The sequence below is a fragment of the Arthrobacter alpinus genome (assembly GCF_900105965.1).
Lineage (GTDB): Bacteria > Actinomycetota > Actinomycetes > Actinomycetales > Micrococcaceae > Specibacter > Specibacter alpinus.
In genome coordinates, this window is the sequence record NZ_FNTV01000001.1 from 3,969,864 (window position 1) to 3,992,816 (window position 22,953).

12 protein-coding genes and 2 pseudogenes are annotated in these 22,953 nt (G+C 59.6%); 11 read left to right on the forward strand and 3 right to left on the reverse strand.

The features are described 5' to 3' along the window. The first annotated feature begins 3 nt into the window (after positions 1 to 3). Positions 4 to 378: a 50S ribosomal protein L7/L12 gene (rplL, locus tag BLV41_RS18180; RefSeq protein WP_044576394.1), complete on the forward strand. Its 375-nt coding sequence runs from the start codon at positions 4 to 6 to the stop codon at positions 376 to 378. Between the two features lie 339 nt (positions 379 to 717). On the opposite strand, the gene BLV41_RS18185 is transcribed toward rplL, so the two are convergent. After that, positions 718 to 1,203, reverse strand: coding sequence for an aminoacyl-tRNA deacylase (locus BLV41_RS18185; protein WP_074712850.1), 486 nt, complete (start codon positions 1,201 to 1,203; stop codon positions 718 to 720). After that, entirely contained in the window at positions 1,200 to 2,399 is a 1,200-nt protein-coding gene (locus tag BLV41_RS18190) for an acetyl-CoA C-acetyltransferase (RefSeq protein ID WP_074712851.1), read from the reverse strand. Before BLV41_RS18190 ends, BLV41_RS18185 begins: the two co-directional genes overlap by 4 nt. 467 nt (positions 2,400 to 2,866) lie before the next feature. Here BLV41_RS18190 and rpoB point away from each other — a divergent pair. From rpoB to BLV41_RS18225, 7 genes and pseudogenes are all read left to right on the forward strand, one after another. Next, a pseudogene (rpoB, locus tag BLV41_RS18195) lies at positions 2,867 to 6,384 on the forward strand (DNA-directed RNA polymerase subunit beta). Positions 6,385 to 6,482: 98 nt separating this feature from the next. Further along, complete coding sequence (locus tag BLV41_RS18200; RefSeq protein WP_074712852.1) at positions 6,483 to 10,385, forward strand: DNA-directed RNA polymerase subunit beta'; 3,903 nt, start codon at positions 6,483 to 6,485, stop codon at positions 10,383 to 10,385. A gap of 531 nt (positions 10,386 to 10,916) precedes the next feature. Then, positions 10,917 to 11,291 carry a 30S ribosomal protein S12 gene (rpsL, locus tag BLV41_RS18205; RefSeq protein ID WP_038464715.1) on the forward strand — a complete coding sequence of 125 codons (375 nt, stop codon included), beginning with the start codon at positions 10,917 to 10,919 and terminating at the stop codon, positions 11,289 to 11,291. Position 11,292: 1 nt separating this feature from the next. Then, the gene (gene rpsG, locus BLV41_RS18210; protein ID WP_038464713.1) at positions 11,293 to 11,763 is read left to right on the forward strand and encodes a 30S ribosomal protein S7; all 471 of its coding nucleotides are present in this window, start codon (positions 11,293 to 11,295) and stop codon (positions 11,761 to 11,763) included. Positions 11,764 to 11,835: 72 nt separating this feature from the next. Continuing rightward, complete coding sequence (fusA, locus tag BLV41_RS18215) at positions 11,836 to 13,950, forward strand: elongation factor G (protein ID WP_044576412.1); 2,115 nt, start codon at positions 11,836 to 11,838, stop codon at positions 13,948 to 13,950. Positions 13,951 to 14,107: 157 nt separating this feature from the next. Then, a complete protein-coding gene (tuf, locus tag BLV41_RS18220; protein WP_044576415.1) occupies positions 14,108 to 15,298 on the forward strand; it encodes an elongation factor Tu in 1,191 nt (396 codons plus the stop codon). Between the two features lie 184 nt (positions 15,299 to 15,482). Beyond that, positions 15,483 to 19,610 (forward strand): hypothetical protein, encoded by a 4,128-nt coding sequence (locus tag BLV41_RS18225; RefSeq protein ID WP_074712853.1) that lies wholly within the window; start codon positions 15,483 to 15,485, stop codon positions 19,608 to 19,610. On the opposite strand, the gene BLV41_RS18230 is transcribed toward BLV41_RS18225, so the two are convergent. Beyond that, a complete protein-coding gene (locus BLV41_RS18230; protein WP_244516964.1) occupies positions 19,578 to 20,867 on the reverse strand; it encodes an MFS transporter in 1,290 nt (429 codons plus the stop codon). The two genes, BLV41_RS18225 and BLV41_RS18230, sit on opposite strands and share 33 nt — an antisense overlap. A gap of 438 nt (positions 20,868 to 21,305) precedes the next feature. On the opposite strand from BLV41_RS18230, the gene rpsJ reads away from it, so the two are divergent. From rpsJ to rplD, 3 genes and pseudogenes are all read left to right on the forward strand, one after another. Then, positions 21,306 to 21,614 carry a 30S ribosomal protein S10 gene (gene rpsJ, locus BLV41_RS18235; RefSeq protein ID WP_038464699.1) on the forward strand — a complete coding sequence of 103 codons (309 nt, stop codon included), beginning with the start codon at positions 21,306 to 21,308 and terminating at the stop codon, positions 21,612 to 21,614. Positions 21,615 to 21,631: 17 nt separating this feature from the next. Then, entirely contained in the window at positions 21,632 to 22,282 is a 651-nt protein-coding gene (gene rplC, locus BLV41_RS18240; RefSeq protein ID WP_044576422.1) for a 50S ribosomal protein L3, read from the forward strand. Positions 22,283 to 22,286: 4 nt separating this feature from the next. Next, positions 22,287 to 22,952: pseudogene (gene rplD / locus BLV41_RS18245) on the forward strand (50S ribosomal protein L4); the annotation flags it as partial. Position 22,953: the final 1 nt, after the last annotated feature.

A 22,953-nucleotide genomic window follows, 5' to 3' on the forward strand; every position in this document is an offset into this window, starting at 1 on the left:
CTCATGGCTAAGCTCACCAACGACGAGCTCATTGCAGCTTTCAAGGAACTGACCATCATCGAGCTCTCTGAGTTCGTCAAGCTCTTCGAAGAGACCTTCGAAGTAACCGCTGCTGCCGTTGCAGTTGCTGGTCCTGCTGGCGGTGCCGCAGAAGAAGCTGCTGAGCAGACTGAATTCGACGTTATCCTCGAAGCAGCCGGCGACAAGAAGATCGCAGTTATCAAGGAAGTTCGCTCGATCACTTCCTTGGGTCTGAAGGAAGCCAAGGAGGTCGTTGACTCGGCTCCTAAGGCTGTTCTTGAAGGTGCAACGAAGGAAGCTGCTGAGAAGGCCAAGGAAGCTCTCGAAGCTGCCGGCGCCACGGTTACCCTCAAGTAATCACCTCGCTCTTCAAAAGAAGCCCCGCACCGATTGGTGCGGGGCTTCTTTGCGTCCGGGGGCTGGTCGAGACTCGGTTGCCAGCTCCGGCGCCTGTCGAGATCCGGCGGTGGACCGGCATTCCCTCGGCCGCTTTCCGACCGCCGGCCGCGGCCGGCCTTGCGGTCTCCCTGACGCGGCCTACGGAAACGCCGGCTCCACCCCCGATGTGGTTGGACGCTTCCCCAAGGCGCCAGAGCCGACGTTTTTTGTAGGCGACGTAAAGGAGACGCCAAAGGCCGCCCGCGGCCGACGCGTCGGATAGTCGCCGGAAAAATGGCGGCTCTGGCGCCGCTGCGACTACTCCGGCACTGAAATATCGGCCACTGTGGCGTCGAACGCTGCGATGAGATCGTCGCCGGAGACGAACATGCTGTAGCCGTGTTCGCCGGCGCCCATGGCGACCTTGCGCCCGCGGATGCCTTCATCGGCGAACACGGGCCACGCCGTGGTACTGCCCAGGGGAGTGATGGTGCCGCGCTCGTATCCTGTGGCATCCAGGGCGACGTCGGCCGTTGGCATCTTGAGTTTGTTGACACCCACCACGGCACGGAGCTTTGGCCATGCAATGGAGCGGCCGCCGGGCACCAGGGCAAACAAGAAGCTGCCATCGCTGCGCTTGACCACCAGGGACTTCACAATATCCGAGGGCTCAATGCCCATGAGGGCGGCGGCCTCAACGAGAGAGCCCGCGGCCGGTCGAGGAAAGATCTCGATATCGAGTCCCCGCGTGGCAGCATCGGCGGCTACCCGCGCGTGACCGCTGGGCTCAGCTTCTGCGCTCACTTGGCCTCCAGGAACAGCAGCAACGCCTCACCTTGACCGCCTCCGCCACAGAGGGCCACAGCGGCCTTGCCTGTTCCGCGACGGTGCAGTTCAGTGGCTGCGTGGAGGGCAAGCCGGGCACCTGAGGCGCCAATCGGATGGCCTAGGGCAATCGCCCCGCCATGGATATTGCACTTGTCCAGCGGCAGGTCCAGGTCCGCGAGCGACTGGACGGCTACGGAACCGAAGGCTTCGTTGATTTCGATGAAGTCTAGATCTGCCACATTCCAACCGGCCGTATTCAGTGCCTTGTTGATGGCGTTGGAGGGCTGGGAATGCAAGGAGTTGTCCGGGCCAGCCACCTGGCCGGGGGCGCCAACCACGGCAAGCCACTCCAAACCGTTCGCCTCGGCGTATGCGCGGGAGGAAAGGACCAGCGCGCTGGCGCCGTCGGATAGGGGAGAGGAGTTGCCAGCGGTGATGGCGCCGTCGGCCGTGAATGCCGGGCGCAATCCGGCCAACGTCTCCAGCGTGGTCTGCGGGCGGATCCCCTCATCGTGGGTTAGTACCAACGGTTCGCCCTTGCGCTGGGGGACGGTGACCGGGACGATCTCGTCGTCAAAGGCGCCCGCGGCCACGGCGGCGGCGGCGCGCTGATGTGAGGCCACGGCAACTTCATCCTGCGCCGTGCGTGAGATGTTCAACCGAATGTTCCCGCGCTCGGTGGAGAGTCCCATGGAGTCTCCGTCGAAGGCATCGGTGAGGCCGTCATGCGCAGCCACATCCAGGGCCTGCACGGCTCCGTAAGTCCATCCTTGGCGAGAGCCGGGCAGAATGTGTGGCGCGCGTGTCATGGACTCCTGACCGCCCGCCACCACCACGGTGGCCTCGCCACTGCGGATCAGCCGTGCGGCGTCGATCACGGCGGTGAGGCCGGACAAGCACACCTTATTGATGGTTACGGCCGGCACGTTCCAGCTAATCCCGGCGCCCACGGCACTTTGCCGTGCAGGGTTCTGCCCGGCACCGGCCTGCAGTACCTGGCCCATGATCACGTAGTCGATGTCGGCGGCCTCAATACCGGCCTTGGCGAGGGCTCCCGCGATGGCCTTGGCCCCAAGTTCGACGGCGGCAAAGCCCGCCAGCTGTCCGTTGAGCCGGCCCTGCGGGGTGCGCGCCCCCGCGAGAATTACAACATCATTTGCCTGTGTCGCCATGGTGTCCGTGCTCCTCAAAACTTCTGCCGTACGGATCCTCATTGAGCCGTACATCGTATGCCATAGAATCTAACAGCTTGGGCTGGCTAGAAATTTCTTCGGCACACATCTGGGTGTTGAAACGTGGATGTGACCGGACTAATAGCGGCCCAGAAACCCCGTAGAATCAACGATTTCTGACTCATGAACATTGATACTTGCAGTTTTCTGCTTGGTGGGGTAGACGCGTGGGCACTTTGTCCTGTAATGTAGTTCTTTGCGTATCCCTCTTAACCTTCAGCCTTCATATAGCGGTGGGCTTTGTTTCGGTCAAGAGTTACGGAAAGCATGCAATGCCGGGCGGAATAACCGCTGGGTGGGGCGCTATCCGGGACTACTTGGCCAGCGTTCGTCCGGGTTTGATGACCAGGACTGAATCGGGTGAGGGTCCGTAAGAACAAGCCTGCAGGTCTGTGGAAGGATCCCTCTTGGTCGCCTCGAGCACCTCTAATGTAAATAACGCTGCAACCGCTATCGATTCAAACAGCACCGATGGTGCAAAGAGTCGCCTCTCATTCGCAAAGATTCACGAGCCGCTTGACGTGCCGAATCTGCTTGCACTCCAGACCGAGAGCTTTGACTGGCTCGTAGGTAACGGGCGCTGGCAGGATCGCATGCAGACAGCTGTGGATGCTGGCGATGACAGTGTGGCCGTCACCTCGGGCCTATCCGACATCTTCGAAGAGATCTCCCCGATTGAGGACTTCCAGGGCACCATGTCCCTGTCCTTCACGGAACCGGAGTTCTCTGACCCCAAGTTCACCGTTGACGAGTGCAAGGACCGCGACGCTACGTACGCCGCACCGCTGTACGTCAAGGCCGAGTTCATGAACAACTTGACCGGTGAAATCAAGCAGCAGACTGTCTTCATGGGCGATTTCCCGCTCATGACCAACAAGGGTACCTTCGTCATCAACGGCACCGAGCGTGTTGTTGTGTCGCAGCTGGTCCGTTCCCCGGGTGCTTACTTTGAGCGCACTGCGGACAAGACCAGTGACAAGGAAATCTTCACCGCTAAGATCATCCCCTCACGTGGTGCATGGTTTGAGCTGGAGATTGACAAGCGCGACCAGGTTGGCGTTCGTCTTGACCGCAAGCGCAAGCAGTCGGTCACCGTACTGCTGAAGGCCTTGGGCTGGACCGAAGGTCAGATCCTGGAGGAGTTCGGCGAGTTCGACTCCATCCGTGCCACCTTGGAAAAGGATGCCACCACGGGTCGCGAAGATGCCTTGCTTGACATCTACCGGAAGCTGCGCCCGGGCGAGCCGCCCACAGTTGACGCCGCTGACGCGCTGCTGAACAACCTGTACTTCAACCCCAAGCGCTACGATCTGGCCAAAGTGGGCCGTTACAAGATCAACCGCAAGCTGGGTATTGACCTGCCGTTGAGCGACGAGAAGGCATCAGTGCTGAGCGTGGACGACATCGTCGCCATGATCAAGTACCTGGTTGCTTTGCACGCCGGCAACAAGACCACCAAGGGCCAGCGCGACGGCGCCGAGGTTGACTTGCGCGTTGATGTCGATGACATCGACCACTTCGGCAACCGTCGTATCCGCGCCGTAGGCGAGCTCATCGAGAACCAGGTCCGCACGGGCCTTTCTCGTATGGAGCGCGTTGTTCGCGAGCGTATGACCACTCAGGACGTCGAAGCGATCACGCCGCAGACCCTGATCAACATCCGCCCCGTTGTGGCAGCCATCAAGGAGTTCTTCGGAACTTCCCAGCTCTCACAGTTCATGGATCAGAACAACCCGCTGGCCGGTCTGACGCACAAGCGTCGCCTGTCCGCGCTGGGCCCGGGCGGTTTGTCCCGTGACCGTGCAGGCATGGAAGTTCGAGACGTTCACCCGTCCCACTACGGCCGTATGTGCCCCATTGAAACCCCTGAAGGCCCCAACATTGGTCTGATTGGTTCATTGGCATCCTACGGACGCATCAACCCGTTCGGTTTCATCGAGACCCCGTACCGCCGGGTCAAGGGTGGTGTGGTCTCTGACGAGGTCGATTACCTGACTGCCGATGACGAGATGGAAGTTGTTATCGCTCAGGCCAACGCGCCGCTCGATGCCAACAACCACTTCGCCGAAGAATCCGTCCTGGTTCGCCAGCGCGGTGGTGGCGGCGAGCCGGTTTTGATCCCGGCCAACGACGTCGAGTACATGGATGTTTCCCCGCGCCAGATGGTGTCCGTGGCAACAGCCTTGATCCCGTTCCTCGAGCACGACGATGCTAACCGCGCACTCATGGGTGCCAACATGCAGCGTCAGGCTGTGCCGCTGGTCCAGTCCGAGGCCCCGTTTGTGGGAACCGGCATGGAGCGCGCCACAGCAGTTGACGCCGGTGACGTTGTCATCGCCAAGAAGGCCGGTGTGGTCTCCGAGGTTTCAGCAGATGTTGTTGTCATGCTGAACGACGACGGCTCGGAGATCAGCTACCCGATCGCCAAGTACCAGCGTTCCAACCAGGGAACGGCCTACAACCAGCGCGTTTTGGCCTCTGAGGGCCAGCGTCTGGAAGTTGGCGGCATCATCGCTGATGGTCCGGCAACGGACATGGGTGAGCTTGCCTTGGGTAAGAACCTCTTGGTTGCCTTCATGTCTTGGGAAGGTCACAACTACGAGGATGCCATCATCCTTTCGCAGCGCATTGTTGCCGAAGATGTACTGTCCTCCATTCACATCGAAGAGCATGAAATCGACGCCCGCGACACCAAGCTTGGTGCCGAGGAAATCACTCGGGACATCCCGAACGTTTCCGAGGAAATCCTTGCTGGTCTCGACGAGCGCGGCATCATCCACATCGGTGCTGAAGTTGAAGCCGGCGACATCCTGGTTGGAAAGGTAACGCCTAAGGGCGAGACCGAGCTGACCCCGGAAGAGCGTTTGCTGCGCGCCATCTTCGGTGAGAAGAGCCGCGAAGTTCGCGACACTTCCTTGAAGGTTCCCCACGGCGAGTCCGGAACTGTCATCGGTGTGCGCGTCTTCGACCGCGACTCCGAAGATGACCTGCCCCCGGAGTGAACCAGCTGGTTCGCGTCTACGTTGCCAACAAGCGCAAGATCACCGATGGTGACAAGCTCGCTGGCCGTCACGGTAACAAGGGTGTCATCTCCAAGATCCTCCCGATCGAAGATATGCCCTTCTTGGCTGACGGCACCCCCGTTGACATCGTCCTGAACCCCTTGGGTGTTCCGGGTCGAATGAACGTTGGCCAGGTCCTGGAAATCCACCTCGGTTGGGTTGCCAAGACCGGTTGGAAGGTTGAAGGTGAGCCTGACTGGATCAAGAACCTGCCGAACCTGCCGCGTGAAATCGGTCAGACGAAGGTTGCCACCCCGGTCTTCGACGGTGCCCGTGACTCTGAAATCACCGGCCTGCTCGATTCCACCAATGTGACTCGCGACGGCGACCGCCTGATCGATTCCTCGGGTAAGACCCGTCTGTTCGACGGCCGCTCCGGCGAGCCGTTCCCGGATCCGATCTCCGTTGGTTACATGTACATCTTGAAGCTTCACCACTTGGTGGACGACAAGATCCACGCCCGCTCCACGGGCCCGTACTCCATGATCACCCAGCAGCCCTTGGGCGGTAAGGCCCAGTTCGGTGGCCAGCGCTTTGGTGAGATGGAAGTTTGGGCACTTGAGGCATACGGCGCGGCGTACACGCTGCAGGAACTGCTGACCATCAAGTCCGATGACATCCATGGCCGCGTGAAGGTTTACGAAGCCATCGTCAAGGGCGAGAACATTCCGGAGCCGGGTATCCCCGAATCCTTCAAGGTTCTCATCAAGGAAATGCAGTCGCTGTGCCTGAACGTGGAAGTGCTTTCCACGGACGGAACCACGATTGAGATGCGTGACTCGGATGAAGAAGTCTTCCGGGCCGCGGAGGAGCTGGGCATCGACCTTTCACGGGCCGAGCCGAACTCTGTCGAAGAAGTTTAGTGACTTTGACGGCGGTGGCCAGCCCACCGCCGTCGCACTTCTTCCCGTACCCGACACAGACTTTCAGACTTTAGAGAATTAGAGAGAACAGGACCCATATGTCCAGCGAATCCTCCTTCGGCCTCATGCAGATTGGCCTGGCCACCGCGCAAGATATTCGCGACTGGAGCCACGGCGAAGTCAAGAAGCCGGAAACCATCAACTACCGTACGCTCAAGCCTGAGAAGGACGGCCTCTTCTGTGAGAAGATCTTCGGCCCGTCCCGCGACTGGGAATGCTACTGCGGTAAGTACAAGCGCGTGCGCTTCAAGGGCATCATTTGTGAGCGTTGTGGCGTTGAAGTCACCCGCGCCAAGGTGCGCCGTGAGCGCATGGGCCACATTGAACTTGCTGCTCCCGTAACCCACATCTGGTACTTCAAGGGCGTTCCCTCGCGCTTGGGCTACCTCTTGGACCTGGCACCGAAGGACCTTGAAAAGGTCATCTACTTCGCTGCCTACATGATCACCAGCGTTGACGACGCAGCACGTCACGAAGAGCTGCCGAACCTCCAGATTGAGCACGACCTGGAAAAGAAGCGCATGGTGGACACCCGTGACAGCGACATCGCCACGATCGCCCGCGATCTTGAGGGTGAGCTTGCACGCCTGGAAGGCGAAGGCGCCAAGGCTGCCGATAAGAAGAAGGCCCGCGATTCAGCGGACCGTCAGATGGCCAACGTGCGCAAGCGCGCTGACGCTGACATCGACCGCCTCGAGCAGGTTTGGGACCGTTTCAAGGCCCTCAAGGTTGCCGACCTCGAAGGTGACGAGGCCCTGTACCGCGAACTGCGTGACCGTTATGGCATGTTCTTCGAAGGTGCCATGGGTGCCGAAGCCATCAAGAGCCGTCTTGAGACCTTTGACATGCCCGGTGAAGCGGAGATCCTTCGCGACATCATCGCCAACGGCAAGGGCCAGCGCAAGACCCGTGCCCTCAAGCGACTGAAGGTTGTCAACGCATTCTTGACCACCAACAACAGCCCGCTTGGCATGGTTCTGGATGCCGTCCCGGTCATCCCGCCGGAACTGCGCCCCATGGTTCAGCTCGACGGTGGCCGTTTCGCCACCTCGGACTTGAACGATCTGTACCGTCGCGTGATCAACCGCAACAACCGTCTCAAGCGCCTGCTTGATCTGGGTGCTCCGGAGATCATCGTCAACAACGAAAAGCGCATGCTGCAGGAAGCTGTTGACTCCCTGTTCGACAACGGTCGTCGTGGCCGTCCCGTCACTGGACCGGGCAACCGTCCGTTGAAGTCCCTGAGCGACATGCTCAAGGGCAAGCAGGGTCGTTTCCGTCAGAACCTCCTCGGTAAGCGCGTTGACTACTCTGGCCGTTCGGTTATTGTTGTTGGCCCGCAGCTGAAGCTGCACCAGTGTGGTCTGCCCAAGCAGATGGCCCTGGAGCTCTTCAAGCCGTTCGTGATGAAGCGCCTGGTTGACCTCAACCACGCACAGAACATCAAGAGCGCCAAGCGCATGGTTGAGCGTTTCCGTCCCCAGGTTTGGGATGTTCTCGAAGAGATCATCACCGAGCACCCGGTACTGCTGAACCGTGCACCAACCCTGCACCGTTTGGGTATCCAGGCGTTCGAGCCTCAGCTTGTTGAAGGTAAGGCAATCCAGCTTCACCCGCTGGTTTGTGGTGCTTTCAACGCTGACTTCGACGGTGACCAGATGGCAGTTCACTTGCCGCTGAGCCCTGAAGCCCAGGCTGAAGCCCGCATCTTGATGTTGTCCTCGAACAACATTTTGAAGCCTTCAGATGGCCGCCCGGTTACCTTGCCTTCGCAGGATATGATCATCGGTCTGTACCACTTGACCACCAAGCGCGAGGGTTCCGTTGGCGAAGGCCGCGTATTCTCCACCTCCGCCGAGGCCATCATGGCCCACGACGCCGGTGAGCTGCACTTGAACTCCCAGGTGAAGATCCGTTTGGACAACTTCATCCCGGGTGCCGAGCGCAAGGGTCCGGAAGGCTTCGTTGCTGGCGGTTCCGCCATCATCGACACCTCCTTGGGCCAGGTCATCTTCAACGAGACTCTTCCTGAGGATTACCCCTGGGTTGAGGCTGTTGCCGATAAGGGTCAGCTCTCTGAGATCGTCAACGACCTCGCCGAGCGCTACCCCAAGGTTATTGTGGCAGCAACACTGGATAACCTGAAGGATGCCGGTTTCTACTGGGCAACCCGCTCAGGTGTCACCGTTGCCATCTCCGACATCAAGGTGCCCGAATCCAAGCCCGCCATTTTGGAGAGCTACGAGATCAAGGCAGCCAAGGTCCAGGCCCAGTACGACAAGGGTCTGATCGCTGACGAGGAGCGCCGCCAGGAGCTCATCGACATCTGGAACCAGGCAACCAACGAGATCGCTGACTCGATGCGTGCGTCCTTCGCCGTGTCCAACACGATTAACCGTATGGTTTCCTCCGGTGCTCGTGGTAACTGGATGCAGGTTCGCCAGATTGCCGGTATCCGTGGCTTGGTAGCCAACCCGAAGGGTGAAATTATTCCTCGCCCGATCAAGTCCTCCTACCGTGAGGGCCTGTCGGTTTTGGAGTACTTCATTGCTACTCACGGTGCTCGTAAGGGTCTGGCTGATACCGCTCTGCGTACGGCTAACTCCGGTTACCTGACGCGTCGTTTGGTTGACGTTTCACAGGATGTCATCGTTCGCGAAGACGACTGTGGCACCGAGCGCGGATTGACCCTGCCCATCGCAGTGGTTGATTCCATGGGTGAGTTTGTGCTGCACGAGGAAGTTGAGAACAGCGTTTACGCTCGTACCTTGGCTGCCGAGGTAGTTGACTCCTCAGGTGCCGTTTTGGCCGAGGCCGGAGACGACGTCGGAGATGTCCTCATTGCCAAGCTGTTCGCAGCCGGCATCGAAGAGATCAAGGTCCGTTCCGTACTTACTTGTGAGTCCACGGTTGGAACCTGCGCACTGTGCTACGGCCGTTCCCTGGCCACGGGTAAGACCGTGGACATTGGTGAGGCTGTCGGCATTATCGCCGCTCAGTCCATTGGTGAGCCCGGTACTCAGCTGACCATGCGTACCTTCCACACCGGTGGTGCTGTTTCCGCCAGCCGTGGCGAGGACATCACCCAGGGTCTGCCCCGTATTCAGGAGCTCTTCGAAGCACGTACCCCCAAGGGTGTTGCTCCGATCGCAGAAGCTGCCGGCCGCATCAACATTGATGAGTCCGAGAAGACCATGCGTTTGATCCTGACACCGGACGACGGCACGGAAGAGATCGCTTACCCGGTCCTGCGACGCGCACGCCTGACGGTTGCCGACGGCGAGCACGTTGAGGTTGGCCAGAAGCTGATTGTGGGTGCAGTTGACCCCAAGCAGGTTCTGCGCATCCTCGGCCCGCGTGCCGCTCAGAAGCACCTCGTTGAGGAAGTTCAGGGCGTTTACCGCAGCCAGGGTGTAGGTATCCACGACAAGCACGTCGAGGTTATCGTCCGCCAGATGCTTCGCCGCGTCACGGTCATCGAGTCCGGTGACTCGAAGCTGCTGCCCGGTGAGCTTGCCGAGCGCGGCCGCTTCGAGACGGAAAACCGTCGCGTTGTGTCCGAGGGCAAGAAGCCGGCATCAGGCCGTAACGAGCTCATGGGTATCACCAAGGCTTCCTTGGCCACCGAATCATGGCTCTCCGCTGCTTCCTTCCAGGAAACCACCCGCGTTTTGACGCAGGCGGCCATGGAAGGCAAGTCTGACCCGTTGCTGGGTCTGAAGGAGAACGTGATCATCGGTAAGTTGATCCCCGCTGGTACCGGTCTGCCGCGCTACACCAACGTCACGGTGGAGCCCACAGAAGAAGCCAAGGCCAACCTGTTCACCGGTCCGAGCGCTTTCAGCGACTTTGACTACGTGGGCGGCGTTGGAGACTTGGGCGCCGAGTTCCGTGCCATCCCCTTGGATGACTACGATCTGGGCACCAACTTCTCCGGATAGTCCCCAACTCCTCCCCGTCATTGGGTCGCTAGCGACCCAATGACAGGGCCCCTCGGAGTTGTGGGCCCATACGCGTGGGCCCAGCTAACTGAAAGTTCGACGGCGGTGACTCACCCAATCCGGGTGGGGCACCGCCGTCGTGCTTTAACCAAACGCTCGCGCAGTAGCGGGGGGATTCTTGGGAACGCTCGCGCAGTAGGGTGAGCGAGTGTTGCGCGAAAGGGCCCCGTATCTGAGCGAGCGTCCACTGGGGGAGCGGGCCGATTTCTTGGCGGGCCCGAACCCGTGGTAACGTAGTGAGTAATTGTTAGTGTGGCAGTGGATAAGAGCTTCTATTTCCTTCGCTTAGGTGAAGAAAGTGGATGCGGGTCCGGGTTGTACGGTTCTTGTACAGCGAATGCCACATTTTTGCATGCCTAGGCGCTGTGAAGTCGCCAAGCCTGCGACTACCAGTAAACGGCTTACCCCCAGCGACTGAATCATTCCGGTCGGCGGGGCAAGCAACACGATAAAACAACGGAGAACACGAAAGTGCCTACGATTAACCAGCTGGTCCGAAAGGGCCGGACACCCAAGGTCACGAAGACCAAGGCTCCCGCATTGAAGGGCAGCCCCATGCGTCGCGGCGTTTGCACGCGCGTTTACACCACCACCCCGAAGAAGCCGAACTCGGCTCTGCGTAAGGTTGCACGCGTGCGCCTCAACGGCGGCGTGGAAGTTACTGCTTACATCCCCGGTGTAGGCCACAACCTCCAGGAGCACTCCATCGTGCTCGTCCGTGGAGGCCGTGTTAAGGACCTTCCCGGTGTTCGTTACAAGATCGTCCGCGGTGCATTGGATACCCAGGGCGTCAAGAACCGCAAGCAGGCTCGTAGCCGCTACGGTGCAAAGATGGAGAAGAAGTAATATGCCTCGCAAGGGTCCGGCCCCCAAGCGGCCGCTAGTTGTAGATCCCGTATACGGTTCCCCTTTGGTCACTCAGCTGATCAACAAGGTCCTGGTTGACGGTAAGAAGTCCACCGCAGAGCGCATCGTTTACGGCGCACTCGAGGGTGTACGCGAGAAGACCGGTGCTGATCCCGTTGTTGCCTTGAAGAAGGCCATGGAGAACATCAAGCCGAGCCTCGAGGTCAAGTCCCGCCGCGTTGGTGGCGCCACCTACCAGGTTCCGGTTGAAGTCAAGCCGGGTCGTCAGACCGCGCTTGCACTGCGCTGGTTGGTTGGTTACTCGAAGGCTCGCCGCGAGAAGACCATGACCGAGCGTTTGCGCAACGAAGTTCTGGATGCCTCCAATGGTCTTGGTGCCGCTGTCAAGCGTCGCGAAGACACTCACAAGATGGCTGAGTCCAACAAGGCCTTCGCCCATTACCGCTGGTAACTAGAGCCAAGAAGTTGCCGGCGGTAAACCCGCCGGCAACTTTTCAGCTCATCTTTAGATAAGGGAGACACCGTGGCACAGGACGTGCTTACAGACCTTAACCAGGTTCGCAACATTGGCATCATGGCCCATATTGATGCTGGCAAGACCACTACGACTGAGCGCATTCTGTTCTACACGGGTGTGAACCACAAGATCGGCGAAACGCACGACGGTGCTTCGACGACTGACTGGATGGAACAGGAAAAGGAACGCGGCATCACTATCACGTCTGCCGCCGTGACCTGCTACTGGAACAAGAACCAGATCAACATCATTGACACCCCCGGCCACGTTGACTTCACGGTGGAAGTTGAGCGCTCCTTGCGAGTTCTCGATGGCGCCGTTGCTGTCTTCGACGGCAAGGAAGGCGTTGAGCCCCAGTCTGAGACCGTTTGGCGCCAGGCTGACAAGTACAACGTTCCGCGTATCTGCTTTGTCAACAAGATGGACAAGCTCGGTGCTGACTTCTACTTCACCGTAGACACCATCATCAACCGCTTGGGTGCCAAGCCGTTGGTTATGCAGCTGCCGATCGGCGTCGAGAGCGAATTCACCGGCGTCGTCGACTTGCTGACCATGAAGGCCTTCGTTTGGGCCGGTGACTCCAAGGGTGACGTCACCATGGGTGCCGCCTACGAAATCCAGGAGATCCCCGCTGATCTGCAGGAGAAGGCTGAAGAATACCGCGCAGCCCTCGTCGAGGCAGCTGCCGAGTCTTCCGAAGAGCTCATGGAGAAGTACCTCGAGGGCGAAGAGCCCTCCATCGAGGAACTGAAGGCTGGCATTCGCAAGCTGACGGTTAACTCCGAGATCTACCCGGTCTTCTGTGGTTCCGCATTCAAGAACCGCGGCGTGCAGCCGATGCTCGATGCTGTCATCGACTTCCTGCCGAACCCGTTGGATGTTGGCGCCATGATCGGTCACGATCCTCGCGACGAGTCCATCGAGATCAAGCGCGAGCCGAGCGAGACGGAGCCGTTCTCGGCTCTGGCCTTCAAGATCGCGACTCACCCCTTCTTCGGCCAGTTGAACTTCATTCGCGTGTACTCCGGCAAGGCAACTTCCGGTACACAGCTGATGAACTCGACCAAGGGCAAGAAGGAACGCATTGGCAAGCTCTTCCAGATGCACGCCAATAAGGAAATGCCCGTTGATGAGATCCACGCAGGTCACATCTACGCAGTGATCGGCCTCAAGGACACCACCACCGGTGACACCTTGTGCGATCCGGCTAACCCGATCGTTCTCGAGTCGATGACCTTCCCCGCTCCCGTGATCTTCGTTGCCATTGAGCCGAAGACCAAGGGTGACCAGGAGAAGCTCTCCACGGCTATCCAGAAGCTCTCCGCTGAGGACCCGACGTTCACCGTCAACCTCAACGAAGACACAGGCCAGACCGAAATTGGCGGCATGGGCGAGCTCCACTTGGACATCCTTGTGGACCGCATGCGTCGCGAATTCAACGTTGAAGCCAACGTTGGCAAGCCGCAGGTTGCATACCGCGAAACCATCAAGCGCGCCGTTGCCAAGCACGACTACACTCACAAGAAGCAGACCGGTGGTTCAGGTCAGTTCGCAAAGATCCAGATCGCCATTGAGCCGTTGGATACTGCCGAAGGTGAAATGTACGAGTTCAGCAACAAGGTCTCCGGTGGCCGTGTTCCTCGTGAATACATCCCCAGCGTTGACCAGGGCATCCAGTCCGCACTGCCTGACGGTGTGCTGGCCGGTTACCCGATGGTTGGCATCAAGGCCACACTGCTCGACGGTGCGTCCCACGATGTAGACTCCTCCGAAATGGCCTTCAAGATCGCCGGTCGAATGGCGTTCAAGGAAGCTGCTCGGATGGCTAACCCGATTCTGCTTGAACCGTTGATGGAAGTTGAAGTCCGCACCCCTGAGGAATACATGGGTGAAGTAATCGGTGACATCAACTCTCGTCGTGGCCAGATGCAGTCCATGGAGGATGCAAGCGGTGTCAAGGTCATCAAGGCTCTTGTTCCGTTGTCCGGCATGTTCGGTTACATCGGTGACCTGCGGTCCAAGACCCAGGGTCGTGCCGTGTACTCGATGAAGTTCGACAGCTACTCTGAGGTTCCGAAGGCAGTAGCCGACGAGATCATCCAGAAGGCCCGCGGCGAGTAGTCGCTCTTTTTGACTGGGTCTGTTCCGGCCTTAGGCTGGAACAGACCCAATCGGAAGCAATTTCTTAAATATCAAAAGCCCCCAGTAGACTTATTTTGATTTCAGTGGCGAACAGCGCTGCTGAGAGTAAGTTTTCTAAAAGTTCTAGGAGGAACCCGTGGCAAAGGCAAAGTTCGAGCGGACCAAGCCGCACGTTAACATCGGCACCATCGGTCACGTTGACCATGGTAAGACCACGTTGACGGCTGCCATTTCCAAGGTACTGTACGACAAGTACCCGACTCTCAACGAGCAGCGTGATTTCGGTTCCATCGACTCGGCGCCGGAAGAGCGCCAGCGTGGTATCACGATCAACATCTCTCACGTTGAGTACCAGACCGAGAAGCGCCACTACGCACACGTAGACGCCCCCGGTCACGCTGACTACATCAAGAACATGATCACCGGTGCTGCCCAGATGGACGGCGCTATCCTGGTGGTTGCTGCGACTGACGGCCCGATGGCCCAGACTCGCGAGCACGTTCTGTTGGCCCGCCAGGTTGGTGTTCCCTACCTGCTGGTCGCACTGAACAAGTCCGACATGGTTGATGACGAAGAACTCCTCGACTTGGTCGAAATGGAAGTTCGCGAACTGCTCTCCTCACAGGGCTTCGACGGCGACGAGGCACCTGTTGTCCGCGTTTCCGGCTTGAAGGCTCTGGAAGGCGACCCGGTTTGGGTCAAGACTGTTGAAGACCTGATGGACGCAGTGGACAACCACGTGCCGGACCCCATCCGCGACAAGGACAAGCCGTTCTTGATGCCGGTTGAAGATGTCTTCACCATCACCGGTCGTGGCACCGTTGTTACGGGCCGCGCCGAGCGTGGAACGCTTCAGATCAACTCTGAGGTCGAGATCGTCGGCATCCGTCCGGTCCAGAAGACCACGGTTACCGGTATCGAAATGTTCCACAAGCAGCTCGACGAGGCTTGGGCCGGCGAGAACTGTGGTCTGCTGCTCCGCGGTATCAAGCGCGAAGACGTAGAGCGTGGCCAGGTTATCGTGAAGCCGGGTTCCATTACCCCGCACACCGATTTCGAAGCCAACGTCTACATCTTGGCCAAGGATGAGGGCGGTCGTCACAACCCGTTCTACTCCAACTACCGCCCGCAGTTCTACTTCCGCACCACGGATGTTACCGGCGTTATCACCTTGCCTGAGGGCACGGAAATGGTTATGCCTGGCGACAACACCGAAATGACTGTCGCGCTGATCCAGCCGATCGCCATGGAAGAGGGCCTCGGCTTCGCTATTCGCGAAGGCGGCCGCACCGTTGGTTCAGGTCGTGTCACCAAGATCATCAAGTAGTCTCTAACTACTTAGGTTCTTGAAGGAGGGTCCCAGCTTCGGCTGGGGCCCTTCTTTTTGTGCTCCGTGGATCAGGCCGTGCATTCTCGCCGAACAAGACGGTTATCCACAATCGATGGCGTAACTACTCTATTTTAGAACCACGTGCCCTAAACTGAGAGTTCACCGTGAGTAGGGGAATCGCATGAGTCAGCAAGAGCAACCGGGGCTGCCCGTTCAGCAACAGATAAATGTGGGTCTCGCCGAGGCATACCGCCAGGGCTATCTGGAAGGCCACCTCGCCGGGTGGAAGGATGCCCTTGCGGCGCAGGCCCAGGTGACCGCGGTTCCCCTTGCCGTCAAGCAGCCACCCAACGTGATGCCCACGTCTCCTGCTTTCGGGCACGGCACACCGGTGCAGCCGGCTCCTCCCGGGCCTCAGCAAACGCCGATCGCGCCGACTCCTGCGGTTCAGCAGCAACACCTATTGCCGGAGCCACGGCCCATGCCCGTGGGGCAGACGTTCAATCCTGTCTATCCCGTGCAGATGGCGACTCAGCCCGCCAAGCCGCTCAGCCCAGAGGCCGCCGCAGCGCGGAAGGCCAAGCGGGAGAACCAGAATATCAATATCACCTTGTATGTTGCGAGTCTCTTGATGGTGGCGGCTGCGGCCCTCTTCGTGGGAAGCAACGTACCGGTTCCTGTTCGTCTTTTCGGGGTCTGGGCCGGCACGGCGCTTTTCTATGTGGCGGGGCTTGTTCTCCACAGCAGGATTGCCCGGCTCAAGCCCGCGGCTGTGGCATTCACTGGTACGGCGTTGGCAATCATTCCTTTTGCGGGCCTTGCCACCTACAACCTTGGTTTTCCTGAGGCGCCGTTCGTGTGGCTGCTGACCTCACTGATAGGCACTGTTGCCTATGTCGTGGCGGCTGTGCAACTGAACAGTCGTCTCGTGGTTTACCTTTCCCTAGCGTTCCTATTGTCCACGGCCTGGTCTTCAGTTGCTGTTCTGGGCGCCGCGTTGGCCTGGTACTTTACGGCTCTTATTGTCTTCTCCGCACTACTGTCACTAGCTGGCTATCTCCTGAAGCGACGCGCCGCCAACGGCAGCGGCGGACTGGGACTGTACGCAAAGCCACTCTCAGATCTGGGGCCTTGGTTTACCCCGGTGGGCTTGGCCGGTTCATTGGCCTTTGGGCTGTCGCTGAATGCTGCTGATCACGCCCTGGTCCTTGTCGCAGGCGCAATCTTCTACGCGGTCATGACCTTCATTTCCATGCCCTCCCTAAAGCGATTCAACTACGTTGGCTTGCGGGTTTCACTCACACTCGCGGCGCCCTTCATTGGTTGGATGATGCAACCGGAGCTGGCCTGGGCCGCTGGCGCGTTTACGGTGGTCATTGCCATTCAGATCCTGCTCATCTCCTATGCACACGAGCGCATTGGCGCTTACCTGAGGAGCGCCGAGTGGGCGCGCTGGGACGTTTGGGGGAGCATTCCGGCCCTGACTGCTGGTTCTTTGCTCTGGAGCCTTGGTTGGTATTGGGTGCGGGAGGGCAACGGGGGAGAAGTGCCCCTTGCCGCCGTGGGGGTTGGCGTGGCCTTGGTGGTATCCATGGAGGCCGTTCCTGCGTTCCTACCCCGTGGCGAGTGGTTCCCCTTGCCGGCGCTGGGCGCAGTCCTGTTGTTTTCTCCCTTTCTGACAGCCGGAGGCTGGACCGCAATTTTGGCGGTCTCCCTCTGCTATTCCACGCTTAGGTATCTCCGAGCTGCCTCCGGGGTCCTCAAACAGGCCATGCTGGTCGTGGCCAGGATTCTAGCGACGGCGCTTGTGGCCTCGGTGCTGGCCACCTTCGTTCCGGAATACCCGGGCAAGGCACACCTGATCATCGCCGTGACAGCAGTTGTCTCGGCTCTGCAGCTGGCTGCAGACACCCTCCTGACGAGGGTGGATGCCGCGAATCCCATCACCAAGTACTCGGCTGCTGCTTGGACGCTGACCGGCACGTTCCTGGTAGCTGTGCTTTCGGTGCTCTATTTCAATGAGAAGCTGTCTGAAACCCCCGACCCTGCGGTGATGGAAATGCTCCGGGTTGAGTTCCTCGTGACGGCGGTGGTCATGGCGATTGCTGTGGCATTGCATTCCTTGAGCGCGCTACCGCGACAGGGTGGTTGGGTCGGCGCGGAGGTGCTGGCGCCGTCGTACTTTATTGTTGTTGCACTCTTCACGGGACCGGTCTTTGCCGCAAGCGGAGCCAGCGTCGCGTGGGCAGCCACCATGGGCTACCTGATCATCGCTGGGCTGCGACTGCTCCGCTCGGACCAGACTGGGCATCGCTGGTTGTACTGGTGGGGTGCTCGGGGCGTCTGGATGCTGCTGGTGGTGGCATTGTTCCAGCTGTGGGTCGAGAAAGATCCGCAGGCCGAAATCGGTGACACAGAGCTGAGTCTGGGACTAGTCCTGCTGCTGGCCATGGTTGTGCACCTGGCGATTCTTACCGGAGCGGTCCGGAGCGGACACAACATCCCCGGACTGCCAGTGGACGTGTACGTCACTTTGTCGGCAGTTGCTGTCACGGGTGTCCTCAGCGTCATCTGGCAGCCAACCGGTTTGTGGACCACCTTGGTGGTTTTTGCGGTGGTCACGGCCGCAGTGGGAGTTCTTGCCGTGGCTGCGACCACGCATCGGGATCCTGCGGCGTCGGCTGTCTGGGCGGCACCCGCTGCCATGATTGCTTTGGCCCTGTGCAGTATTGCGCACAGGCCGCAGCTGGCGATTGTGTTGGCTTTCATCCTCGCGGTCTCAGCGGTGCTCGCTGCCAAGAGCTCAGGGCCACTGGTCAGGGGTGCGCACTTCCTGCTGACTCGGGTGAGCGTTACGGTTCTTGTTGGTGTTCTGGTCCGTGAGATGACCGCGGACCTTGCCATTGTTTCCCTTGCCCTCACCTGTGCCTTGCTGGCGCAGGTGGTCCTGCAATACATCGCTGGGCAGCAGGGTCGCTTCAATGCTGCGGTGGGCGAAGCTAATTTCTTGTGGGCAAGCCTCTGGCTGCTCTTGACCGCGCAGACTTTGGTTCCTGTGACCTACCACCTCGCCTCAGGCGGATTTGGCTCTCCGGGCGGCGCGCTGCGCTGGGTTGTGGCCGTTGAGCTGCTTGTCCTGGCAGTGACATCCCTTGTTGCGCAGGCGCTTCTGAAGCAGCGAGGGGCTTCATTTATGGCACTCGTTGCGGTTATGGGAGGGGCCGCCGTCATGGCCCCTGTACTGTGGCCCGGTGCTACGGCGCTGATTCTCCTTGCCTTGACGGTTGCCGTCATAGCGTGGCGGTGCCTGTACACGCCCAAGACCACGGAAATGCGCTGGTACTGGATCGTTGCCACTGGCTGCTTCCTTGTCACGGCGTGCGTTGTTGATAGCGAGGCCGCGACCGGAATCTTTGCCGGGATGTGGTTGGTAGCCGGACTGGCCCTCATTGTGGGTGCCCATCTCATGAAGCTGCCGTGGCTGACCCTACCGGGATCGCTGATGGTACTGCTGGCAGCTGTGCTGTTTAGGGCTCAGGTACTCGATCTGTCTGCAAGTCCCGGCTACTCCGCCCTTGCCGGATTCGCAGTGCTTCTAGGGACCCTGTACGTAGTGCGGTTGCTTTCCCTTGACTTGGCCGATGATCGTCAGATTCAACGCGGCAGCCTTGTTGGCACGGCGTTGGCCGGAGGCGTGTTCTTTGCGTTGTGGTCCATGTTCGACAACGATGTGATCCTCCTTGGGGCGTGCGCCTTTACTCTTGTGGCCGTGTTGACCTGCGTGGAGGCACCCGCTGCCTTGCGACGCCTCGCCGTTGACGCGAGCGTTGTTGGCTGCGCAGGTGTGTGGTTTGTTGCATGCTCCAAATACGTCGACCTGGGCTTGTTCTGGGCCGTGCTGTGGTGTGCGTTTGCCTTGGGTGGCCTGGCCGTCATCCGCTACCTGGGGCAGCAGCAAGAGGCTGGGAAGGGTTTGCTGCTCGGCGCTGCGACCGTAGCAAGCTTTGCTGCAGTGTTGACCATCTACAGCGGAGACACACTCCAGCAACTTATCTCGCTGCTGGTCTTCGTTGCACTCTTGGCAGTTGGTTTGAGTCTGGACGAACGTGTCTTCACCATTTGGGGTGCCATCGGAGTTGCGACCGCAGTGCTGTGGTATCTGCGTGGATTCACCTACATAATGCTTGCACTCCTAGCGTTGGGGTTGATTGGATTCGCCATCTGGCGCCTGAACCGCAAGAAGCCGGCCGACGGCGCCCCCGTACCCACGCAGGTGCTATCTGACGCTCCGGACCTGCCCCACGGCTAGGGCCCCGGCCAAAGCCGTGATGCCCGAAACAAGAAAGAGCAGCGTGAACCCTCCTGACAGGCTAACCAGTACCGCACCCAACATTGGAGCAAAGGCTTGCGGCACGGTAAGCGCGATGTTCATGATGCCGAGGTCCTTGCCCCGAGAGAGCTGGTCTGGCAGGACCTCTGTGGCCAGGGCCTGATCCACGGACAGGAAGCAGCCGTAGCCCAAGCCCAGCAGGGCGGCGGCGAACGTGGCCGCGCCCAGCGTGGGGACGAAGGCGAGGATCAGTGCGGCCGTGGCTTGCAGCACCGACGCGAAAAAGACGAAGACCCGACGTCGTCCCAGCCTGTCCGAGAGCCGGCCAAGCCAGAGGGATGCTGCGATCACAAAAACCATGTACACCAGTGTCAGGAGAATGAGCGAACCCTCGGCATCGGCAACTTGCAGGCCGTACATCAGGAAGTACAACAGCAAACTTGTGCCAAAGGCATTGCCGAGGTTGACCAGTACCCGGCTCAGGAGCGTCCAACCGAAGTCGGGAAAGGCCCGGGGGCTGATCCACATTCCCTCAAGCAGTGAACGCCACGTAAGTGGAGACACAACCCCTCGCGGCAGGACCGCGTCCGGGACGAGCAACAGGAACGGCAGCACCAGAATCACGAGCAGGGCGGCCATGAGGGTGTAGCCACCAAACGTCCCGAGCCCCAATGTCGTCACAAGGACTAACCCGGCAATGATGCCCATAGCCTGTGGTGCCGAAATCCATCCTGAGACGTAGCCACGTTGGTTGACGGGGACTTGATCGGAAATGGCGGCGGTGAGAGCCGCCGTGAGTACGCAGAAGAAGATGCCTGCAGCTACCCAGCAGACCCCGATTCCCACCAGGGAATGCTGAAATCCCAAGAACAGCAAGGAGACGGCGAATCCTGCCGTGCCGGCAGCAATCCAGGGTCGTCGTCGGCCAAAGCGGGACGTGGTGCGGTCGGACAAGGCGCCGGTTAGGGGGTAGGCAACCAGCGCAAATGCACCAGCAATCCCAGAGATCGTGCCGAAACCGAGCACGTTCTGGATCCAATCCGTCGTGGCCAGCAACTCTTCAAGCTGTAGCGGAAGGAGCAATTGCACGGGTGTCAGCTGCGCAATCCAGACCCCAAACCAGCTCAGCGCGAAGAATGTAACCCATCGCCCGCCCACTCTCCGTGTGGGGAGAGCGGCGATCGCCGCGCTTGCAGAGGACACTGACCCGTTGATATTTTTAGTGACTTTGCTCACGATTGCAGCCTCTCACGCTCGTGAAGGGAGTGGAAGTGGCGCTGATGGCCCGGTTCGGTCCGAGTCGCGCGGTTAAAGTAAGCAAGCCCACGCCACCCCGGATTGGCGTTCTGGCGCGGAATCCGGCATACTTATTGAGTTGTTCAAGTGCTTTTTCGAGTCCCGACCGAGATAATGCTCGGTGCAGGGTCCAAGCTAAAGCCCAAACATAACCTTCCTTCGCATCATAGGTGCGGGTACGTGCGCGAATTATCCGCGACACGCCCGACCGCGGGGGTCGGAGCTTCGATGGATTGAGGAACCCGGAATTATCCGGATTCAGTTCATTGGGAGCGTGGCTGTGAGTGCCACATATGAACCCGGAAAAGTAAACAGCGTTTACGTCAACAGCATTGCTCCTACAGGATGCTTCGTTACAGGAAAGAGAGTCACGACGCCATGGCGGGACAAAAAATCCGCATCCGGCTGAAGTCATATGACCACGAGGTTATTGATGTTTCAGCCCGGAAGATCGTTGAGACGGTCACGCGCGCAGGCGCAACGGTAGTAGGCCCTGTGCCGCTGCCCACCGAGAAGAACATTTACTGCGTAATTCGTTCACCTCACAAGTACAAGGACAGCCGCGAGCACTTTGAAATGCGCACGCACAAGCGTCTAATCGACATCATCGATCCCACGCCGAAGGCAGTTGATTCGCTTATGCGTCTCGACCTGCCGGCCGACGTGAACATCGAAATCAAACTGTAGGGAGGTGCTGAGAAACTATGACCGCGACCCGAAACACTAAGGGCATCCTGGGCACGAAGCTCGGCATGACCCAGGTCTGGGACGAGAACAACTTGCTTGTTCCCGTAACCGTCGTCCAGGCCGACTCCAACGTCATCACCCAGCTGCGCAACGCAGAGGTAGATGGCTATGTAGCGATCCAGATCGGCTACGGCCAGATCGATCCTCGTAAGGTAACCAAGCCCTTGGCTGGTCACTTCGCAAAGGCAGGCGTCACGCCTCGCCGCCACGTCGTCGAGCTGCGCACCGAAGATGCTGACACCTACACCCTCGGCCAGGAGCTCTCCGTTGAGATCTTCGAAGCCGGCCAGAAGGTCGACGTCGTCGGCACTTCAAAGGGTAAGGGCTTCGCCGGTGTCATGAAGCGTCACGGCTTCAAGGGTGCTCCGGCCTCGCACGGTGCACACAAGAACCACCGCAAGCCCGGTTCCATCGGTGGCGCGTCCACCCCTGGCCGCGTTTTCAAGGGTATGCGCATGGCAGGCCGTATGGGTGCCGAGCGCGTAACCACCATGAACCTCACGGTTCACGGTGTTGACGCCGAGAAGTCGCTGCTGCTGATCAAGGGTGCCGTCCCCGGCGCCCGCGGCCAGGTCGTATTCGTACGCGCCGCCGTGAAGGGAGCATAAGTAAATGACTACTGTCAAAGTAGATCTGCCCGCAGAGATCTTCGACGTACAGACCAACGTGCCGCTGTTGCACCAGGTTGTCGTAGCTCAGCTCGCTGCCGCCCGTCAGGGTACCCACAAGACCAAGACCCGCGCCGAAGTTTCTGGTGCAGGCCGTAAGCCGCATGCACAGAAGGGTACCGGCCGCGCCCGTCAGGGTTCTATCCGCGCCCCTCACATGACCGGCGGTGGCGTTGTCCACGGTCCGACCCCTCGCGATTACAGCCAGCGCACGCCCAAGAAGATGAAGGCTGCAGCTCTCCGCGGCGCCCTCTCTGACCGCGCACGCAACGGCCGCATTCACGTTATCGCTGAATTGGTTTCCGGCACCACGCCGTCCACCAAGGCTGCAAAGGCTGTTTTGGCCGCCGTTACAACTCGCAGGAACCTGCTGGTTGTCATCGAGCGCGCCAACGACGCCACTGCACTGAGCGTACGTAACATCACCAACCTTCACGTTCTGTACGTTGACCAGCTCAACACCTATGACGTGCTCGTTTCTGATGACATCGTCTTCACCAAGGCTGCCTACGACGTTTTCGTCTCGGGCCGTGCCGCTGCTGAGGCTTTCGCTTCCAGCATGCTGCTGGTTGAGGACTTGGTTTCCGAAGATGCAGCTGATGACGCCGAAG

What these genes read in the sequence shown, in the direction of transcription:
- rpsJ (WP_038464699.1), top strand. Translation starts at nt 21,306, where the DNA reads ATGGCGGGACAAAAAATCCGCATCCGGCTGAAGTCATATGACCACGAG.
- BLV41_RS18225 (WP_074712853.1), top strand. Translation starts at nt 15,483, where the DNA reads ATGAGTCAGCAAGAGCAACCGGGGCTGCCCGTTCAGCAACAGATAAAT.
- rpsG (WP_038464713.1), top strand. Translation starts at nt 11,293, where the DNA reads ATGCCTCGCAAGGGTCCGGCCCCCAAGCGGCCGCTAGTTGTAGATCCC.
- BLV41_RS18190 (WP_074712851.1), bottom strand. Translation starts at nt 2,399, where the DNA reads ATGGCGACACAGGCAAATGATGTTGTAATTCTCGCGGGGGCGCGCACC.
- rplL (WP_044576394.1), top strand. Translation starts at nt 4, where the DNA reads ATGGCTAAGCTCACCAACGACGAGCTCATTGCAGCTTTCAAGGAACTG.
- BLV41_RS18200 (WP_074712852.1), top strand. Translation starts at nt 6,483, where the DNA reads ATGTCCAGCGAATCCTCCTTCGGCCTCATGCAGATTGGCCTGGCCACC.
- rplC (WP_044576422.1), top strand. Translation starts at nt 21,632, where the DNA reads ATGACCGCGACCCGAAACACTAAGGGCATCCTGGGCACGAAGCTCGGC.